Annotated in this window: 21 protein-coding genes; 13 read left to right on the forward strand and 8 right to left on the reverse strand. The window is 44.5% G+C overall.

Annotated features, from left to right (window positions below; translation table 11 throughout):
* Positions 1 to 77: 77 nt before the first annotated feature.
* Entirely contained in the window at positions 78 to 1430 is a 1353-nt protein-coding gene (gene yegD / locus A6E01_RS14060; RefSeq protein ID WP_065210495.1) for a molecular chaperone, read from the reverse strand.
* 508 nt (positions 1431 to 1938) lie between these two features.
* Here yegD and A6E01_RS14065 point away from each other — a divergent pair.
* From A6E01_RS14065 to A6E01_RS21450, 9 genes are all read left to right on the forward strand, one after another.
* Complete coding sequence (locus A6E01_RS14065) at positions 1939 to 2733, forward strand: DUF3450 domain-containing protein (protein WP_065210496.1); 795 nt, start codon at positions 1939 to 1941, stop codon at positions 2731 to 2733.
* Between the two features lie 3 nt (positions 2734 to 2736).
* Entirely contained in the window at positions 2737 to 4098 is a 1362-nt protein-coding gene (locus A6E01_RS14070) for a MotA/TolQ/ExbB proton channel family protein (RefSeq protein ID WP_017243136.1), read from the forward strand.
* Positions 4098 to 4652 carry a MotA/TolQ/ExbB proton channel family protein gene (locus A6E01_RS14075; RefSeq protein WP_017031923.1) on the forward strand — a complete coding sequence of 185 codons (555 nt, stop codon included), beginning with the start codon at positions 4098 to 4100 and terminating at the stop codon, positions 4650 to 4652. Before A6E01_RS14070 ends, A6E01_RS14075 begins: the two co-directional genes overlap by 1 nt.
* Before the next feature lie 11 nt (positions 4653 to 4663).
* On the forward strand, positions 4664 to 5068 hold the full coding sequence (locus A6E01_RS14080) for an ExbD/TolR family protein (protein ID WP_017029848.1): 405 nt from the start codon (positions 4664 to 4666) through the stop codon (positions 5066 to 5068).
* Positions 5069 to 5077: 9 nt separating this feature from the next.
* The gene (locus A6E01_RS14085) at positions 5078 to 5701 is read left to right on the forward strand and encodes an energy transducer TonB (protein ID WP_017029847.1); all 624 of its coding nucleotides are present in this window, start codon (positions 5078 to 5080) and stop codon (positions 5699 to 5701) included.
* Positions 5698 to 6867, forward strand: a complete 1170-nt coding sequence (locus A6E01_RS14090; RefSeq protein ID WP_017029846.1) for a tetratricopeptide repeat protein — start codon at positions 5698 to 5700, stop codon at positions 6865 to 6867. Before A6E01_RS14085 ends, A6E01_RS14090 begins: the two co-directional genes overlap by 4 nt.
* 191 nt (positions 6868 to 7058) lie before the next feature.
* Positions 7059 to 7733: an SDR family oxidoreductase gene (locus tag A6E01_RS14095; protein WP_017029845.1), complete on the forward strand. Its 675-nt coding sequence runs from the start codon at positions 7059 to 7061 to the stop codon at positions 7731 to 7733.
* Between the two features lie 244 nt (positions 7734 to 7977).
* A protein-coding gene (locus A6E01_RS14105) for an IS3 family transposase (RefSeq protein WP_167714325.1) occupies positions 7978 to 9056 on the forward strand; the annotation gives its coding sequence in 2 pieces (ribosomal slippage) (positions 7978 to 8227 and positions 8227 to 9056; 1080 coding nt in all).
* Between the two features lie 44 nt (positions 9057 to 9100).
* The gene (locus tag A6E01_RS21450; RefSeq protein ID WP_017029844.1) at positions 9101 to 9247 is read left to right on the forward strand and encodes a hypothetical protein; all 147 of its coding nucleotides are present in this window, start codon (positions 9101 to 9103) and stop codon (positions 9245 to 9247) included.
* A gap of 120 nt (positions 9248 to 9367) precedes the next feature.
* Here the strand turns inward: A6E01_RS21450 and A6E01_RS14110 are convergent, their stop codons facing one another.
* The 6 genes from A6E01_RS14110 to potA form a co-directional block, all read right to left on the reverse strand.
* The gene (locus A6E01_RS14110) at positions 9368 to 9808 is read right to left on the reverse strand and encodes a hypothetical protein (protein WP_065210497.1); all 441 of its coding nucleotides are present in this window, start codon (positions 9806 to 9808) and stop codon (positions 9368 to 9370) included.
* Between the two features lie 154 nt (positions 9809 to 9962).
* The gene (locus A6E01_RS14115; RefSeq protein WP_017029842.1) at positions 9963 to 10217 is read right to left on the reverse strand and encodes a hypothetical protein; all 255 of its coding nucleotides are present in this window, start codon (positions 10215 to 10217) and stop codon (positions 9963 to 9965) included.
* A 216-nt stretch (positions 10218 to 10433) separates the two neighbouring features.
* Entirely contained in the window at positions 10434 to 11468 is a 1035-nt protein-coding gene (locus A6E01_RS14120; RefSeq protein WP_017029841.1) for an extracellular solute-binding protein, read from the reverse strand.
* A 122-nt stretch (positions 11469 to 11590) separates the two neighbouring features.
* Positions 11591 to 12361 carry a spermidine/putrescine ABC transporter permease PotC gene (potC, locus tag A6E01_RS14125; RefSeq protein ID WP_017029840.1) on the reverse strand — a complete coding sequence of 257 codons (771 nt, stop codon included), beginning with the start codon at positions 12359 to 12361 and terminating at the stop codon, positions 11591 to 11593.
* On the reverse strand, positions 12361 to 13218 hold the full coding sequence (potB, locus tag A6E01_RS14130) for a spermidine/putrescine ABC transporter permease PotB (protein ID WP_026012755.1): 858 nt from the start codon (positions 13216 to 13218) through the stop codon (positions 12361 to 12363). Before potB ends, potC begins: the two co-directional genes overlap by 1 nt.
* Positions 13202 to 14317, reverse strand: coding sequence for a spermidine/putrescine ABC transporter ATP-binding protein PotA (gene potA, locus A6E01_RS14135; protein WP_017029838.1), 1116 nt, complete (start codon positions 14315 to 14317; stop codon positions 13202 to 13204). Before potA ends, potB begins: the two co-directional genes overlap by 17 nt.
* Positions 14318 to 14700: 383 nt before the next feature.
* Between potA and A6E01_RS14140 the strand changes: the two genes are divergently transcribed.
* From A6E01_RS14140 to A6E01_RS14150, 3 genes are all read left to right on the forward strand, one after another.
* On the forward strand, positions 14701 to 15543 hold the full coding sequence (locus A6E01_RS14140; protein ID WP_026026255.1) for a LysR family transcriptional regulator: 843 nt from the start codon (positions 14701 to 14703) through the stop codon (positions 15541 to 15543).
* An 18-nt stretch (positions 15544 to 15561) separates the two neighbouring features.
* Positions 15562 to 16392, forward strand: coding sequence for a CPBP family intramembrane glutamic endopeptidase (locus A6E01_RS14145; protein WP_065210498.1), 831 nt, complete (start codon positions 15562 to 15564; stop codon positions 16390 to 16392).
* Positions 16393 to 16535: 143 nt separating this feature from the next.
* On the forward strand, positions 16536 to 17240 hold the full coding sequence (locus tag A6E01_RS14150; protein WP_017029835.1) for a hypothetical protein: 705 nt from the start codon (positions 16536 to 16538) through the stop codon (positions 17238 to 17240).
* A gap of 414 nt (positions 17241 to 17654) precedes the next feature.
* Here A6E01_RS14150 and A6E01_RS14155 read toward each other — a convergent pair.
* Positions 17655 to 18778 (reverse strand): IS3 family transposase gene (locus A6E01_RS14155; RefSeq protein WP_102477418.1). Its coding sequence is split into 2 segments (ribosomal slippage): positions 17655 to 18526 and positions 18526 to 18778, totalling 1125 coding nucleotides; the frame shifts between segments, so codons are not numbered across the junction.
* 103 nt (positions 18779 to 18881) lie between these two features.
* On the opposite strand from A6E01_RS14155, the gene A6E01_RS14165 reads away from it, so the two are divergent.
* Entirely contained in the window at positions 18882 to 19265 is a 384-nt protein-coding gene (locus tag A6E01_RS14165) for a hypothetical protein (protein ID WP_017029834.1), read from the forward strand.
* Positions 19266 to 19287 lie beyond the last annotated feature (22 nt).

Raw genomic sequence — 19287 nt, forward strand, 5'->3', positions numbered from 1 at the left:
CATAAATGATAACGACTTAGCCTTGAAAGTTAAGCGTAGACCGAATTTAGAGGGCTTTCAAAAGCAATTTGTAGAGTCTATTTAAAGCACACATCTGCCCAGCGTGCTAAGCCAGCAGTAACAGAGCCAAAGTAGTTACCACTCACTACAGGCACATTCGGTAGTACGGTTTGTACTGCATTTCTTAGTACAGTAGAGCGAGCAGAGCCCCCGGTCATGAATATGGCGTCCGGAGTGGTCTGCGATTGCTGAACGGCTTCAAGTACCAACTTAGTAATCTTCTCTTTCGGCACTTCAATGGCTTGTTCCATCTCTTGCCTCAACACTGGGATCTCGACCATCTCGCTAAGAAGCTTGATCTTGGCGAGATAGCTTTCATCCTCTGATAACGAAATCTTGGCACTTTCGGCCTGAGAGACTATGCCGTAGCCAAGAGCACCTTGGTGTACTTCGATCATTCGTGCCAGTTTAGCGGGCTCACAAGCTTCACGATGCAGTTGTTTAAGCAAGGCTAGGTTTTCTTTGCCGTAAAAGTCACGCTGCGCCTGAACATTATTAATCAAAATAGAGTGCCAAAATTGACTGATAGGTATTTCAAGGCCTGATTGTTTGCGACTTCCCTTACCGAACTCAGTCATAAATTGCTTATAAGCGATATGGATATCGAGATCGTTACCCCCTACCAGCTGTCCTGTATGACCCAGTAGAGTTTCTTTACGATCACTTTTACCCAGCCAAGATGGGCCCATTTGGATCATGGAGCAGTCGGTTGTACCACCGCCGATATCAACCACTAATACGTTTTGGTCCGAGGTTAATGTGCTCTCGTAATCAAGTCCCGCAGCAACGGGTTCAAATTGAAACTCGACGTTTTTGAAGCCAGTTCTAGTAGCCGCTCTGAGCAATATGTCTTGTGCTTGCTGGTTTGACTCTTCCCCGCCACGGCCAAGAAAGTTGACGGGGCGACCAATCATCGTATCTTCAACGGCGTTTCCAAGGGATAGTTCAGCTTGAGATTTTACGTTCTCCATCATGGCGCACACCAAGTCTTCGAAGAAGGCGAGCTGCACGTCACGCAGCCCCCTTGCACCTAAGAAAGACTTGGGTGATTTGATGTAGTAAACATCTTTTGGATCTTCGAGGTACAGATCCAGAGCCGGCTGCCCAAACAGGATTTCCTCTTCCATAACGTCTATGCCTTCCTCGCGGTTGGCACGAATCGCACGCTGCAACACCGCCTCACCGGGCTGAGTGATTGGCATTATCTTCTTACGACGATACAGGTATTCAGATACCGATTCAGACGTAGGCGCGCACAAGGTTGAAGAGATGTACTTGTCGCCATTACTTAATGGAATTTGGATTGCTTGGTTGTCGATAATATGTGCCACGGAGCAGTTTGCCGTACCGTAATCAAAACCTATTGCCATGTGTCCTCTAAAGACCAGTGAGTGCTACGAAAAAGGGGCGCAATTAAACCTTGTTTAGATAGGGGAGGTCAAGGCAGTTAAAAGAAAATAAGTAAGGTAATCCAAAAGCCACTTCAATGACTACGTTATGACGTATTCTAATAGATACAAAACTGAGATTGATTTGTTAATTTGGTTAATGATTTCTATGTTATTTTGTAGTTAGAAGTTATAAAAATCGGCGCATTAATCAAAGATTTAGTTTTAATAGTCTTGCTACTTCTTTCTCTATTGCATCCGTTGTTTTCTGTCTTTAATATAGCCGACATTATTGCAAATAAAAGTACTTCTCATTTGCGTTGTCGTTATTTTTGTACACTAGCGCACGCTTACAATGTGTCATTGTGGGTGTATAGGGCATGAAGGGTTTGTCTTATCCGTCAAATGTACCAACCGCCAATTTGAGAAACAGCCTCCGTTTGTATTACCTTATTCACTAATAGCTAAATCACAGATTTACGAGAAACCTATGAACCACACAAAAATGCGATATCTGCTTGTTGCGGGACTATCGATGACGAGCTCAATGGCTATGGCCAATGAGCAAGCGACACTGCAAGAATCTCAGAATATCGAGACGCAGATAACGCAAGGTGCAGCAAAGACCCAAAATAGCGTTGTTAAGAGCAGCGACAAGGCGATGCAACTAGAAGCCGACATCGCTGGGCTCAAGCAAGAAGTTCATAATCTCTCTGTTTATAACTCACACCTTGAAGGCTTGATCGCAAGCCAAGGTAAAGAGCTTGAAGGGTTTGATGCGCAGCTTTCTCAAATCGATGATACTCGCCAAAGCATTGTTCCTTTGATGTACGAGATGCTAGAAGGTCTTGAAAAGCTTAATGCTGAAGACCGCCCCATCCGCACTGAAGCAAGAGCTAAGCGCCTAGATAGCTTGAATGAAATGATGACTCAAGCTGACGTTAGCGACGCTGAAAAATACCGTCGTATTCTAGAGGCGTACCAGATTGAAATGGACTACGGCACTAAAATGGGCGCGTATTCGGGAACAATAGCAGTAGATGGCAAAGATATTATTGCTGAGCAATTGTACCTGGGTCGTATTTCCCTAGTGGCACGTTCAAACGATCGTCAGAACTACTGGGCATGGAATGACAACACTAAGTCATGGGTTGCACAAGGCAGTGGAGTAGGTCGTGAAATCGATAAAGCATTTGATGTGGCGGCAAAGCATGCCTCGCCAAGCCTTCTTGAGTTGCCAGTGTCGCTGATTCAGGTTGATAGCGTTAATGGTGAGGAGAAATAATCCATGAAGCATTTCCTAGCCACGATTAGCCTAGCCTTAGCATCGGTAATGTACGTTTTACCTGCTCATGCTAACCAAGATCTTTTGAATGAAACGGCAAAAGCAAAAGCAACCGAGCAGCAACACAACAAGCAACGAGAAGCTGAGTTTGCATCTCAAGAGAAAAAGCTTCAAAGCCAATATGATGCTCTGGTTAAGCAGCGCGCCAACCTTAATAAATCAATAGATTCGCTGAGCGCACAATTTCAAGAAAATGAGCAAAAGCTTTCTGAAAAAGAGAAGGAACTGACCTTAGCCACAGGCAGCTTGGGTGAAATCTTTGGGGTTGTTCGTCAATCTGCAAAAGATGTTCAATTAGAGCAAGAGCGTTCGGTTGCCTCTATTGGTCTTGAGCAAGACGTAGCGACCATCAATGACATCATTGAAGCAAAGTCTATTCCTTCTAAGGATCAACTATACGGTCTTTGGCAGTCTTATGTGCATCAGATCAAGACAAGCTCACAAGCCTCTATCATTGATGTGCCGTTTGTAGGTGGCTCAGGTGAGATTGAGCAGAAACAAGTGTTGCGCATGGGTGCATTCGCCTTGGCAGATGACAATGGCTACCTAGTGTGGAACACGGACAAGCAGATCGCTACGCCCTATACCGTACAACCAAAGCAGGCACTGACTCTCAATGCGAATATGGATGCTGAAATGCCAGTGATTGCCATTGATGCCACACGCGGTGCGCTGCTGGAACAACTAGCCAACAACCCAACCTTGATGCAACGCATTGAGCAAGGTGGCCTAGTGGGTAAGATCATTCTTGGTTTGCTACTCATCGGCCTCCTAATCGGTCTATATCGTGCTGTAGTTCTGATGTCTATTAAGTCTAAGATCGCCAAGCAGCTAAAAGAGGTGGACTCACCATCAGATGACAACCCGCTTGGACGAGTGATGTTGGTTCATAAGCAAGACCAAAGCCCAACGGTTGAAGCGCTAGAGCTTCGTTTGTTAGAAGCGGTAATGGATGAGCAAGAAACGCTAGAACAGGGTATTTCTACCATCAAGTTGTTGGCGGCGCTTGCACCTATGCTTGGTCTACTCGGTACAGTGACAGGCATGATTGATACCTTCCAGACTATTACTCAATTTGGTAATGCCGACCCTCGTATTATGGCGGGTGGTATTTCAATGGCCTTGATCACAACCGTGCTTGGTTTGATCGCAGCAATGCCATTACTGCTAGTACATAACTTACTATCGAGCCTATCTGAAGGCATTCGTAATGTGGTTGAGAAACAAGGTGTGGGCTTGGTCGCTGAAAGCGCTGAGCGTAAACATGCAACGGACAGCCAGATTGCACAAGAGGCAACGGCATAATGAACGACATTGCGTCTATGTGGGCGATGCTATCAGACGTACCCCTTGTCGGTTCTATTGAAGAGCTGATGTTTCGAGGTGGTCCGGTTCTGTGGTGGCTCGCTATTGTGATGCTGGTTTTTTGGGTACTTGTTCTCGATAGGATCTTGTACTTCTTTTGGGCATTTCCAAAGAGTCAGCATGACTGGGTGCTTAAGTGGCAACAACGTACAGACCGCCATTCTTGGTACGCCCTATCGCAAAGAAGCGCATGGCTATCTGCATCAGAATCTAGTCTTAAGCGTTCACTTTCTTTGATGAAGGTGCTGGTCGCTCTGTTCCCAATGCTTGGGTTATTGGGAACCGTAACGGGCATGATTTCGGTGTTTGATGTGATGGCCGCTCAAGGAAACAGTGAACCACGCCTAATGGCGGCTGGTATTTCCATGGCCACGATTCCAACGATGGCAGGCATGGTTGCCGCGCTTGTTGGTATGTTTGTTTATTCAAGATTATATGGATTGGCAGAACGTAAACAGTTGCACTTAGAGCGACTGCTGCGAATCCATAGCTGAAGGTTAATATTATGAGATTAGGACGCCGCCGCGAGCGTAACGAAGAAGCACAGGTGGACATGACTTCGATGCTAGATATCGTATTCATCATGTTGATCTTCTTCATTGTGACCAGTTCTTTTGTGCGCGAATCTGGCGTTGAGGTCAATCGTCCTCAGGCTGCCCACGCAACCAGCCAAAAAGATGCAGGTATCTTCATTGCCATCACAGACACCAACCAAGTGTATATCGATAAGCGCTTGGTCGATGTTGAACGAGTACAAGCTACGCTAGAAAGTATGATCATTGACAAGCCCGATGCCTCAGTGGTTATCCAAGCCGACAAGTTTGCCTTTAATGGCACGGTTGTTGAGGTGATGGATGGCGCAAAAGGTGCAGGTATTGAAAAAATCGCACTGGCTACTGCAGCGAAGTAGAGATCTTTGATGAAACGATTATTCATTGCGCTGCCCGCTGCTATTTTGATGACCTTTTTTGTCTTCGGCTTTATGACCTGGCTGGTCAATATGGGCAAGACGCCTTTGCCTGATCAAAAGCCAACGGTCAGATTTGACATGTTGCAAGTTGAGCAAGATAGCCAAACGCAGCGCCGTCAGCGCCAATTGCCAGAACCACCTGAGCAGCCAGCACAACCGCCGGAAACTCAGGTCAGTAACTCAAGTAACGTATCGGAAAATTCAATCTCGCTAGACAGTTTAGATTTGCCTCAGGTTGCTTTGGATACAGCAGTTACTGGGCTGGCTATTTCAAATCCAGGCCCGATGAAGATTGCGCAAAACCAACAGGTGATGCCATTGCATCGTATGGAGCCTCGATATCCGGCAAGAGCACTGAGTCGCAAGATAGAAGGCTATGTTGTAATGAGCTTTACCATCAATGAAGTAGGGAACCCTATCAACATTGAAGTGGTGCAGAGTGAGCCTAGCCGAGTGTTTGATAGAGAAGCGACCAGAGCGCTACAGCGCTGGAAGTACCAACCCTTGGTAGTGAATGGCAAGGCGACGCCTCGAGAAGGTCAAACCGTGAAGCTGGAGTTTAAACTGCAATGATGAACCAATCATTTTTAACTCTCGTGCTGATGGCTCTTTTATTTGGCTCAAATGTGAATGCTCAAGAACTGAGCCGTTCTACTGCCAATCGAGTGCATCAAGCCTATGAACTGCAAAATCAAGGCGATGATGCAAAGGCGATCGAGGTTCTAGAGAGCGTAGATTCTAGTAGAGCCTTTGATACCTCTTATGTGCAGCGAATGCTGGGTATCTTGTATTGGCAAGAAGAGCAAAGTGAGAACGCAGAAAAAGCACTATCGCATTCTGTCGAGCTGAAAGGACTGCCTGCTGAGCAACATATCGAAACTCAGCGTATGTTGGCGGATATTCAGTTATCAAATGGCAAAATGAGCCAAGCACTAAACAACTACCATCAAGTGATTGCTCAGAATAAAACTCAGAAATCTTTGGGACCAGAGACGATTCAGCAGATCTGGCTTCGCGTCGGGCAAGCTAACTATCAGATGGAAAATTGGCCTTCAGTATTGACTGCATCGAAGAGCTATTACTCTGCAGGTGGCAAAACGACCACATCAGTATTAAATCTGCGCTTGGGCGCGGAGCTTTCCTTGAAGCAATGGAACAATGCTCTAAAAACTACTCTGGCATTAAGAGGGTTAGAGCCAGAAGCCGAACGCTGGTGGGCACAAACACTCAACCTGTATTTGAGAGTAGGGAACCATCAACAAGCGCTCTCAACACTTAAGCAGTATGAGCGAGCGGGTTTTGAGCTAACCAAAGATCAGTATCGAATGATGGCTCAGCTTTATTCCAAGCAAGGTGTGCCAGAAAAGTCGGCTTTAATATTCCATGATTTGAATAAAGGCAATGAGACGAAAGCGAAGGATCTCGCTATTGAAGCGCAGTACTGGCAACAGGCAAGAGAGTGGGAAGAGTCTCTTAATGCTTGGGCTAGAGCATCCAGCAAAGATAGCGATTATCGTTGGTCTTACATTCAATTGCTTATGCAAAACAAACAATATAAGACGGCGATATCCCAGTTAAATAAGGTTGAAGAGAGCTCAAGAAGAGAGCTAACGAATGTTGAAGCGTATTATCGCTTAGGCGATCGAGAGCAGGCGCTGAAGCATGCGCAAAAAGCCAATCAGATCAAATCAGACCGAGTGGCGCTGAATTGGATTCGATATTTGAATCAACCACAGTAAGTAAATAATGCTGCCTTCGGGTGGCATTTTTTATGCGTGTTACCTTCTGCAAAGCCAATTAACAAAATAACGCAATTACTTGTGTCTATCTTTGTCACATCAATAGAAGTCTTTATTTATTAAATACAAGAAAAGGGTAAATTGGGGTATGACACAAATGAGTGATTTTTGGCGCAGATAAGGTGAGTAAAATGAAAGTGATCGTAACAGGTGCAAGTAGTGGTATTGGCTTTGAATTGGTTAAACAGCTTTGCGCTGAGAACTACCAAGTATTTGCAACAGGCCGAAATCAAGACAAGCTTGCTGAGCTTAAAACCTTAACAGGCTGTCATATTGGCGCGTATGACCTTAGCTTATCCAACCAAGTGGTTGAGATGTTTGATCAAGCGGTTCGTGATCTGAACGGCCTAGATGTACTCATCAATAATGCCGGAATGAACTCGCGTAAATGCCCTGTGGATGAGTTTTCTACTGAAGAGCTAGATTTACAATACGCCGTCAATCTAAGAGCCCCAATGCTATTGTCCAACAAGGCCTTGCCGTTAATGAAAGCACAGAAGTCTGGGTACATAGTGAATGTCACCAGCACAGTAGCAACGAGAGCGAGTGAGACAATGTCGGTGTATACCGCCATGAAGCAAGGATTGGCTGGCTTTACGGGCGTGCTGATGAAAGAAGCTCAACCTCATGGCATCAAGGTAACAAACCTGCTTCCAGGGGGCACAGACACCAGTTTTAGAGAGGCTGAAAGACCTGAATATATGAAGCCAGAAAGTGTTGCGAGCACCATTCTTGGACTACTTAAGCTCCCAGAAGATGTCATTGTTCATGAAATGGTATTTAGACCACAGGTGGAAGTAGAGTAACTCTAGCCCTTTCATTTTTTGCAGAGAATTTCGTTTAAAATGCGAACAGTATCAATGTGTTACTGGGTAACTTGTTGCATAATGATAATGAACCCGAAAAGCATAATGGATAAGCCCAACGGATAGCCTATTGACCCACTTTGTTAGTCTTCTCTGCAAATAGGTGGTGGGGTGGTAATCCCCCCAAAAAGTAACAGCATGAAAAAGTAGAATTTTCTCGTATAGTTAATACAGGAGATTCAACATGAAAAAATCACGATACACGGACAGTCAGATCCTCTCGATCTTAAAACATGCAGAAGCGGGAACCCCGATCCCAGAGCTTTGCCGAGAGCATGGTATGAGCAGCGCAACCTTCTATAAGTGGCGCTCAAAATACGGAGGTATGGACGCTTCCCTTATGGCTCGAATGAAAGAGCTTGAAGATGAAAATCGTCGCCTTAAAAAGATGTACGCGGAAGAGCGCTTAAAAGCCGAAGTCATATCTGAAGCCATGGCAAAAAAGTGGTGAAGCCCTGTGAGCGTCGCAAGATGGCTCAGCACTCGGTGGCGAACAACACAATTAGCATACGACAGGCTTGCCGTTGGTTTAGTGTCAGTGAGACTTGCTATCGGTATCAATCAAAAGGGCAACCTGAGAATGAACAGATAGCTCAGTTGCTTACTGAGTTGGCCGAAGACGAGTCTGACTGGGGTTTTGGATTGTGCTTTAACTATCTTCGCAATGTTAAGGGGCATACTTGGAATCACAAGCGGGTCTATCGCATATACTGCGAACTGGCTCTAAATCTGCGTATCCGTCCGCGAAGACGACTAAATCGTAATGTACCAGAGCCACTAAAAGACCCGATCAAGCCGAATCAAGTTTGGTCTATTGATTTTATGCACGATCAACTTTCCGATGGACGTAATTACCGCCTGTTTAATGTCATTGATGACTTTAAGCGTGAAGGATTAGCTATCGAAGCTGATTTCTCTTTACCAGCAGAAAGAGTTGTTAGGGCTCTAGAGCAGATAATCGAGCAACGAGAACAGCCTATCGCCATTCGCTGTGATAATGGGCCGGAGTTTATCAGCGGTCATTTTATTGAATGGGCTAAAAATCGAGGTATTCGTATTGACTATATACAGCCAGGTAATCCTCAGCAAAATGCTTATGTTGAGCGTTTCAACCGAACCGTCCGATTTAGTTGGGTAAGCAAGTATCTATTTGATTCGATAGCGGAAGTACAAGATAAAGCAACTCGTTGGCTTTGGTTCTACAACCATGAACGCCCACACAAAGCGAATGGAGGGCATCCACCACTGAAAATAGCCGCATAAATTCTACGAACAAGTGCCGTTATTAATGGGAGGATTACCGGGTTATGAACAAGAAAATGATGTTTTGGGGTAATCAAGGCGGCACTTTAGTAGCGTTTATCATTGCGATGATCGCATGGGCGTTTAATCTGCATGTGCTATTCGGCGTTTTTATCATAGCAACATTGGTTAAAGCTGCACAAAGCCAATAAGAAAGTTTTGACACCGATTGAGTGTCGATACGTTTGTTAGTACTTTGGGTCGATATGGCAAGGTAGTTAATGCTTGCCACTTGACCCTTTAGTGTTCTATTTGGTTTGGTAATAGGGAGTTTATTCCCAGAACTTCCACCACTTTTTACTGTTTTCTTCTCGTTTCTGTTGTCCGGTGTCAGAACCTTTATCCATTTCTTTGCGCTCTTGTTCCGATTTCTTTTGTTGCTGTTTTTCTAACCCAGCTTTTTTCTCTTCTAGCTTTTCTTTACTCTCTTCAAGTTCTTCACGCTCTTGTTCTAATGATTCCACATCATCTTCAAATTTCTGCTTCTCTTTCTTATTCTTGCTCTTTTTAGCTTTCTCTTTTTTTTGTTCAATCAACTGATCAAGTTCTTCCTCAGTCGATTCAATTTCACTTTCCATATTCTCAGCATCAGAGACAGATTTAACCTGTTCGATATCGGGTTTGCCCTTACCAGCCCATTCAGGCTTTGCGGCTAAGGTATGGTTAGAAGATAAAATTAAAACACTGGCAATAGCTAAGGTAATTTTGTTCATGAGCACAATCCCTGTTCAACTGACGAAGTAAATAGCAGACAGATAAAGAATAGGCTATTGGAGTGAGGATGACGTGTATTGATAGCGCTAAGCATCTAAAACGATGAGAATTTTAGGTGTATAGCGCCTACTACTGGCAGGAATACAGAATCTGTTATTTCAAAACATCAATTTGTAGCTGACGCTTGGCTAATTCTTCTTCTAAGAAAGAAACTAGAAATTGCATATTGGACTCGAAACATTCTTGTTTCTTCGTGTCTTTGACACTTAAATCAGTAAGTAACAGTGCGTTATCTATCAATCTTTGACTATCCCTAACGGCTACTTCACCGGATGTTGCCCGTAGCTTCTTTGCTAAATTCACATAGTTGTAGATTGCGGAAAGAGTGTTAAGAGACACTTTAGACATTAAGGAAGACCTTTGGTAGTAAACACAGAGGCAGTCTATAGGATGAACTTGAACTTAGTGTGATCACTTTGCGACAATGCCAAAAAATAGTAGGTCTCGGCCTTCCGCTTTTAATGTATTTCTTCTAGGGCTTACACTACATAATGTAGCGTTCACGATAATGCGGTGAAAACTAAAAGGCCCGCTAAATGGTGCATTTAACGGGCCTTAGTTTTTCTATTCTACTTTAAGTTTTTGGAAGTACTCTTCGTACAACACACTGGCTTCGCCAACCTCATCCTGCCAAGTACCAGACTCTAATGCTTCTTTTGGTGGGTATACATTAGGGTTTTCAGCGAACTCTTTTGGAAGTAGATCATGCGCAGTAGCAACAGGGGTTGGGTAGCCAATCTCCAATGCAATCTTGGCCGCGTTTTCTGGGCGTAGTAAGAAGTCGATCATCTTGTGAGCCGCTTCGGTGTTTTTCGCCCCTGACGGAATGGCTAAGCTATCCATCCAGAATATAGTGCCTTTTTCTGGCCAGATGATATCGATTGGCGCACCTTCTTCGCGAGCCATATAAGCCGAACCGTTCCACAGCATACCTAGCGAGACTTCGCCAGCCATGTAAGGGTTAGCAGGGAAGTCGGAATTGAATACCAATACGTTCGGCATCAGTTTTTTCAGTTCTTCGTAAGCCGCTTTGATTTCTTCAGGGTTGGTGGTATTTGGAGAGTAACCCAGTTTAGTCAGTGCGATATGGAATACCTCGCGAGAGTCATCCATCAGCATCAATTGACCTTCCCATTCAGGATTCCATAGGTCATCCCACTTGGTGACTGTTGAGCTATCAACCATGTCGGAGTTTACACCAATGCCAGTTGCGCCCCAGATATAAGGGATAGAGTAATTGTTGTTAGGGTCAAATGGCTTGTTTAGGTAGCTAGGGTCTAGATCGGCAAAGTGAGATAGCTTGGTTTTATCGATCTCTTGAAGCATGCCTTCTTTACGCATCTTTGATACGAAGTAAGTGGATGGGACCACTAAGTCGTAGCCAGAGCCTTGAGTTTTCAGCTTGGCATACATGCTCTCGTTTGACTCGTAGGTGGAGTAAATCACCTTGATGCCAGTTTCCTTTGTGAAGTCTTCTAGCACTTGATTTGGAATGTATTCAGACCAGTTGTAGAAATACAGCTCTTTATCTGCAGATAGAGCAGGGAAAGAGAACAGTGTCGCCGCACAAAGGGCGCTAGCATAGAGTTTACTTTTCATTACGTTTCCATTTAATTATCGCTCGAAGACTTTGCCTTCACGGTTCAGTCGGTATGAGCAATGTAAACTTATCTGCTGGCCAGATCTGACCAGCAGGGTTTTAAATACCCGATAATTTTAGACTATTTCACTTTTTCTCGTGCGAGAAGCTGGGAAATTATTACCAGTATTAGAGAGACAATCAGCATTACCGTTGCCAGCGCATTCACCTCAGGAGAAATGCCCACTTTAACCATAGAGTAGATCTTTAGGGGCAAAATCTCGTAGGCAGGGCCGGTAACAAAAGAGCTAATTATCACGTCATCGAGTGACAGTGTGAAGCTAAGTAACCAACCCGCAGCAACCGCAGGCATAGCTAGGGGCAGAATGATCTGCTTTAGGATCACCCACTCGCCTGCGCCAAGGTCCTTGGCCGCTTCCAGCATTTTTACATCAAATCCATTCAGGCGACTGTATACCGTCACCACTACAAAGGGCAGGCAGAAGGTAATATGGGCTATCAACAAGGTAAAGAAGCCGAGTTGTGCCCCAATGACCAAAAACAGCGCGAGTAAAGAGATCGCCATGACAATATCAGGAGACATCATTACCACAAACAGCATGCCGTTCACCGCTCGCTTGCCCTTGAACTGATAGCGAAACAACGCAACGGCGGTCAAGCTACCAATAATAGTGGCTGCGGTTGCCGAAAATACGGCGATGTTTAATGAATGCCATGCCGCCTGCATCAAGCTATCGTTGTTGAGTAAGCTTTCATACCATTTTGTGGTGAAGCCTCCCCATTTCATACCAAATTTGCTGGCATTAAAGGAGTTCGCGATCAGCACAATAATGGGCAGGTATAAGAACGCATACACCAAGGTCATAAAACTAAATCTGAGTGTGCGCCCCATCAATCCAGCTCCACTTTTCTATTTAATAACTTTCCAGCGCGATAATACGCATAAAGCATAATGGCCATCGCAAGGGTAAGAGCGATACTGGTGGCCGCCCCAAACGGCCAATCCCGAGCATTGAGTACCTGGCTCTTAATCACATTACCTATGAGTAGGTTTTTCGCGCCGCCCAGTAGATCGGAGACATAGAACATACCGAGTGCAGGTAGCAGAACCAACAAACAGCCACCGATAATGCCTGGCATCGTTAGCGGCAACACAACACGAGTAAAGGTTTGTAGCTTATTCGCTCCTAGGTCTTTAGCCGCTTCAATATAGGTATCATCAAGCTTCTCTATGGCTGAATAGAGAGGCAGTATCATAAAGGGCAACAGTATGTAGACGAGGCCAATCATTACCGCTGTTTCTGTGTACATGATGCGCATTGGCTTATCTATGATGTCGATTGCCATCAGAGACTTATTTAAGATGCCTTGAGTGCCTAGCACTATCTTTAATCCATAGGTGCGAATTAGAGAGTTAGTCCAAAATGGCACGATAACCAAGAACAGCATAAAGGGACGCCATTTAGGTGGCATCTTAGCGACGATATAGGCAAACGGATAGCCGATGATCAAGCACATGAATGTCGCGATAATCGCCATGTAAAACGAGTGCCACAACACCTTGGCGTACAAGGGATCCATTAGACGAGCATAGTTGTCTAAGGTAAATGTCAGCTCAATTAGGTTGGCTTCATCACGAGTTAGAAAACTGGTACCAATGATCATTACATTGGGTACAAGAACAAACAGTGTTAACCAACCAACGATCAGCGTGATGATCGCGTTCTGAAGATTAAACCTCTTGCTCATCATGCAAGACGACCTCCCAACTCTCCACCCAAGTGATAGCTACTTTTTGGCCTAGGGAATGGTCGACATCTGGGTCATCTTCATTGAAGAATTCGCTGATCATCACCTTAAGTCCAGACTCTAGCTCGATCACCGAGTCTAAGGTCATTCCTTTATAGGTGCGCTCAATGACGTGGCCAACAATACCTTTTTGCTCAGATTCGCGAATCTCTTCCAATCGCAAATCCTCTGGGCGAAGCAGCACCCGTAGTTGTTCATTTTCGGTAATGGCTTGGTCATAGTAGACGACCGATTCCACACCCTCGATGGTTGCGCGAATGCGTTTCTCGTCTAAACGCTCTTTAGCGACAGCATCAAAGACGTTAATCTCACCAATAAAGCGAGCCACAAATAGGTTCTTTGGCTCTTCGTAGATTTCACGAGGCGTGCCATCTTGTTCAACCACGCCGTCTCGCATAACAATGATGCGGTCTGACATAGACAGCGCTTCTTCTTGGTCGTGTGTAACAAATATGAAGGTAATGCCAAGCTGGCGCTGAAGTTGTTTCAGTTCCATTTGCATCTGCTTTCTGAGCTTGTAATCCAACGCAGATAAGGACTCATCCAACAACAGAACTTTTGGCTTGTTGACTACCGCGCGTGCTATGGCAACACGTTGCTGCTGGCCACCAGATAACTGGCTAGGTTTGCGCTGGCTCATTGCGCCCAAGCGAACCATGTTTAACGCTTCCGTCACTCGAGGTTCGATGTCGGCTTCGGCGACTTTTTGCATGCGTAAACCAAACGCTACGTTTTCAAATACCGTCATATGCGGGAATAGCGCATAGCTTTGAAAAACCGTATTTACGTGTCTTTGCTCTGCAGGAACGTCGGTAACATCTTGCTCAGCAAGAAGGATGTTGCCATTGTCGACGGTTTCAAATCCCGCAATCATGCGTAAAACAGTCGTCTTTCCGCAACCTGATGGACCAAGAATGGTAAGGAACTCACCGTGGTTCACATCTAGGTTTAGATTTCCGATGATTTCTTTGCCATCAAAGCTTTTGCTTACGCCTGTTAAACGGATTACAGGTTGTTCATTGTGTTGTTGAGCGTTCAACGTCTGTATTTCTCCTACGCACCTAGTTGCCTAGGCTGGATACTTTTATTTTCGATGTGAATGAGTCGAAAAATAATAATATCAATAAGTTAAAATAAAAAACCGTCTGAATTTTCAGGCGGTTTTAGGCCCTAATAAACGTAATGATTTGCTAGGGTCATTGATGGCCCTAAGCTTAATCGAAACTATTGAAAAATTGCATTATTTTTTAACGATAAGCCCTTGTTTTTCATCGTTGCTTCTAAACACAGGCAAATTAAGGGTACGTTGATTTTGAGTATAGATGACGCGGTGAATAAATGTGAGTTAACAAGACGCTTCTTCTTGAGATACCGTCTATATATATCTATGATTTAATTATAATTCTTTGTCTTGTTGAATCGATGGATCTTAATCTTCTTACTACGTTTCTCACGGTGTATCGTTGCCGGTCTATAACTCAAGCGTCTGAACAACTCGATCTTACTCAACCAGCGGTAAGCGCTGCTCTAAAGCGTTTAGAGGCTGTAGTGGGTAAGGCGTTGTTTGTGCGAGAGGGGCGGGGTATTGCGCCAACGGGCGCGGCTGTAGCTCTGGCTAATAAGATAGAATCACCGCTGTCGGTTTTAGAAACCGTTGAGGCTCAAGACGATGCGCTAAAAGTGCATTGCAGTGAAACGGTGTTACACCTGCTAAAAGACCTCCCTGGAATGGAGTTTTCGGATGCTCCACTTGATGAGAATGAAGTATTCGACGATCTAACCAGTCAAAAGGTAGACCTACTTATTGATGTCTTGCACAACAAACGTCATTCGTTCGTGGTGGAAGAAGTCTTTACCGATGAGCCTGTTTGCTTAACTCGCGCAGATCATCCGAGAATCGGAGAGACTATGACCTATGAGGATTTCTATAGAGAGCAACACATTGCCCTTAAGATTCGTCGTAGTGAGATGAATACCATAGATTTCCTTTCTGATAAGCCAGTGGCACCGCGCTCTGTTAAGGTGGAAACCTGCTCGATTTCAGGAATGCTAATGCTGGCCTCGGATAGCGACTATATTGCATCCGCTAACCGCAGCTTAGCCGAGCGAATCGCTCCAATGCTGGGGCTTAAAATATATACATACCCTATACCGTTGAATCACCTGCATTATCGAATGATCTACCACAGACGCTACCTGCACGATGAAAACCATAAGCAGAAAAGAGAACAGATCAAGGCTATCTTCAAACAGCATCAAAAATAGCAATTTGTAGCTCCCATCATGGCCTTTGACAGCTCTATCTGGGTTTGGATACCCCTCGCAATCGCTATAGCACTTGCTTTGATTGGCAAAAAGCGCGCAGCTTTTGCCACTCTTGCAGTTGCTTTATTAGGGGCTTGGTTTGAGGCTCGCCTTTCTATAACAGGGCTGCTCGTTACCGTGCTTGCCTTTGCTATTGCTTCTCAAGTCTCAAGGAACAAAGGGTTTAAAAAATACCTTGCCCTAACTGTGACGATTGTTTGGTCGCTGGGCATGGCGCTGCATTGGCTCCCTGGTTTTGCCAATTTACTGGTGTTGGATAAGGTGCAAACAGGCCCTGCCAGTATCCCATTCACCATGTACCTTAACCTCGATAAGCCTCTTATCTTCTTTGTTTTATTGTTGGCCTTTCCTGGATTACTAGGTAAAGCTAAGTCCGTTGAGTGGCAGTCACTAGTCAAATCCTTACTCGTTCTAACTAGCTTATTACCTATTGCCGTGATTTTAGGTGGGCTAGGGGTTGAAGTGTCATTGCCGAACTGGTGGTGGCTGTTCTTGCTAAACAATTTGCTGTTATCCTGCGTGGCAGAAGAAGCCATATTTCGTGGGTTCATACAGCAAGAAATAAGTAAACAATTGGGCTGGAAAACTGGCTTAATTGCCGCAAGTATTTTGTTTGGGATTGCTCACCTTGCCGGAGGCTGGTTATTGATTGGCTTCGCTACCATCGCTGGTGCTTGTTATGGAATGGCGTTCTACCTGACCGGCCGCCTTTGGGCTGCTGTGCTGGTTCACTTTATGTTTAATTTCATGCACTTACTATTTTTTACTTATCCTATTGCCATTCGCTAGCCAATCATCACTCCATTCAATAAATATCAGCTCAGTTTATGTCTTAACCCAAAATGGCTTTATATATCTAATGTGACCTTTATCTCATAATCCCCTCCATGTTCTGAGCACATAGCTCTTTGTATCAAACACTGGAGATTCCAATGAAAAAACTAACCCTTCTATCTGCTTCTATTGCAGCACTTGTTTCTGCAACAGCTATCGCAGCGCCAGTTGAAGTTTACCTAGAACAAAACGTTGCATCTAATGCAGCTGACAACGGCGAATACGCAACAGAAGCGGGCGCAACTATTCAGACGTCTGAAGATGGCTATGTAAACATTGCTTTTGATGATCAAGGGTACTTGGCAGCAGGTTACGGTTACGACTTCCATATGTCTGATCAAGTAGAGCTGAACCTTTATGGTGAGCTGAGCAAGTGGGATACAGGTGCTGATGCACTAGCAGAAGCTGTGGTTACTTATAACATTTCTGATAACTTCAACGTATTCGGTGGTTACGCATACAAGCGTTCTGAATTGGATTTACTAAGTGACAATGGTATTAACAGCAACCAGTTCATTGCAGGTTCATCGGTTTCTTTCGGTATGGTTAGCCTAGACTACACCTACACGCATGAAAACAGCGATGGTTCAAATGCTGGTGTAGTACATATTGGTAACCAATATTTCTATACTGATGGCGACTACCATACAAACCAACATGAAGTTGTTCTATCTGCAGAAATGGACAACTGGAGACCGTACGTTAGCTACACTTACCTGAATACTAGTGACCTACAGAACCAATACTCAAACATTGGCGACAATGACAACATTGTTACACTAGGTGTTGCTTACCAATTCTAATAAAATACTAGCAACAACACTTGGCTAGGTGTTGATTTACAACTAGTAAATAAAGCAAATGGATTTGCTTCAAATTATTCTAAGGTTTACCCATGAATAGAAGCACTCGAAATAATTACCTCATTAACACTCTCGCAATTATTGGCTTATTACTTTTCTCTTCGCTTCCTACTGTTTCCGCCAATATCGAAAAAACGACTTATCCCGTCATGGATAAAAAACTATCTGTAGTTCTTGGGCTTTGTAAAAACGACGAGTAACTCCAGTTATTTTTGTTTATCAGTAAGTTATTTACGTCTGCATAGTTTTTTAACCTTAGGTATTCACATCTAATCCTCGTTCATAGGTGTGTTAATGAGAAGTGGACCCCAATGGTTGGACACATAAGCTAATTCCTTAAGTGGTTGATCCAGCTCATGCAGCGTATCTCTGCCTACCGAAGTAGACTTCATCAGGGGTTAGGTCATTGAGGCCTTGATGGTTACGCTCCTCATTATAAAACACCATGTAGTGGCCGATTTCAAGTTCGGCTTCACGGGGCGTGGTGTAAGCTTTTAAGTAAACCTCCTCATATTTCAGACTTCGCCATAATCGCTCGATAAAAACGTTGTCGATCCAACGGCCTTTCCCATCCATGCTGATCCGTACGCTATGGTCGAGCAACTTCTGTGTGAACTCAGTACTGGTAAACTGGCTGCCCTGATCTGAGTTGAAGATATCGGGTGGTCCGTAGTGTTGAAGCGCATCTTCAAGAGCATCAATACAAAAGCCTGTATCCATGGTGTTCGAGAGGCGCCAAGACAACACCTTACGGCTGTACCAATCGATAATGGCAACCAAGTACAGGAACCCTTTAGCCATCGGAATGTACGTGATATCAATAGCCCAAGCTTGGTTGGGGTAAGTAACTTCGATGTCACGCAATAGGTAGGGATAAACCTTGTGTGCTTTGTTCGCCAGTGTCGTTTTTGGCTTGGGATAAATCGCTCCAATGCCCATTTCACGCATGATCCGAACGATACGCTTGCGATTAACCTTATGGCCTTTTTTAGCCAGCTCAGTTCGAACACGCCTACTGCCCATGAACGGATACTGAAGGTGAATTTCGTCAATCATTCGACGCAATTCAATCTCCTCAGTAGAAAGTCCGATGGGTTGGTAATAAGCCGTAGAGCGAGCAATATTAAGAAGCTCGCACTGGCGCTTTATCGGTAGTTGGGTGGATTTATCCAGCGAACTCTTTCGCTGTGCTCGATCTAACGACCGAGCACTTTCGCCAAAAAATCATTTTCCATGGTCAATTGACCGATCTTAGCGTGAAGTTTGTCCACTTCTTCAGAATTGTCTTTGCCCAACTGACTTTCAGAGGCAAAGATCATGGCTGCATTTTCAAGCAGCTCTTTCTTCCATGTTGAGATCTGGTTGGGGTGCAGGTTGTACTTCTGTGCTAACTCAGCGACAGTTTTATCACCTTTAGCGGCAGCCAATGCCACCTTAGCTTTAAATTCGGGAGAGTGGTTTCTGCGTTTTCTAGTCATAATCTGCTCCAGTATTTCTGGGTACTATCAAAACAGATCAATCACTTAAAGTCATGTCCGAAAATCGGGGACCACTTCTATGACACCCTCTGGGAGCAACCATATGAAAAAGTCACTCTCATCACTATTTGTTGTCATCGCAACTTCCGTATCTGTGCCTGTAACTGCTGAGGACTATGACAGTGAGTCATTGTTTAGCCGTAACAACGCTGTTATGGCGGTAGGAGCAGTAGATACAATCAATCAATACTGTGTTGAACTTGGCAAAATGCCTGCAGAGCTTTTTCAAGAGTTGACCTTAGATATGCGTGAAAACATAGAGAGACTATCAATTCAAATATCGGGTGAAGAATTTACCTTTAGTGAAGAGCATGAGATGTATATTGAGGGCATATCCTTAGGTGAACGCTTGATCCGCGATGCCGAGCAAGAAGGCCACGTAAAGCAAATGTGCGATCTGCCTGAATCTAGACAGATGATTCTATAACAGTACATCGTATCCGCCCCAT

Source organism: Vibrio breoganii (assembly GCF_001677275.1).
Classification (GTDB): domain Bacteria; phylum Pseudomonadota; class Gammaproteobacteria; order Enterobacterales; family Vibrionaceae; genus Vibrio; species Vibrio breoganii.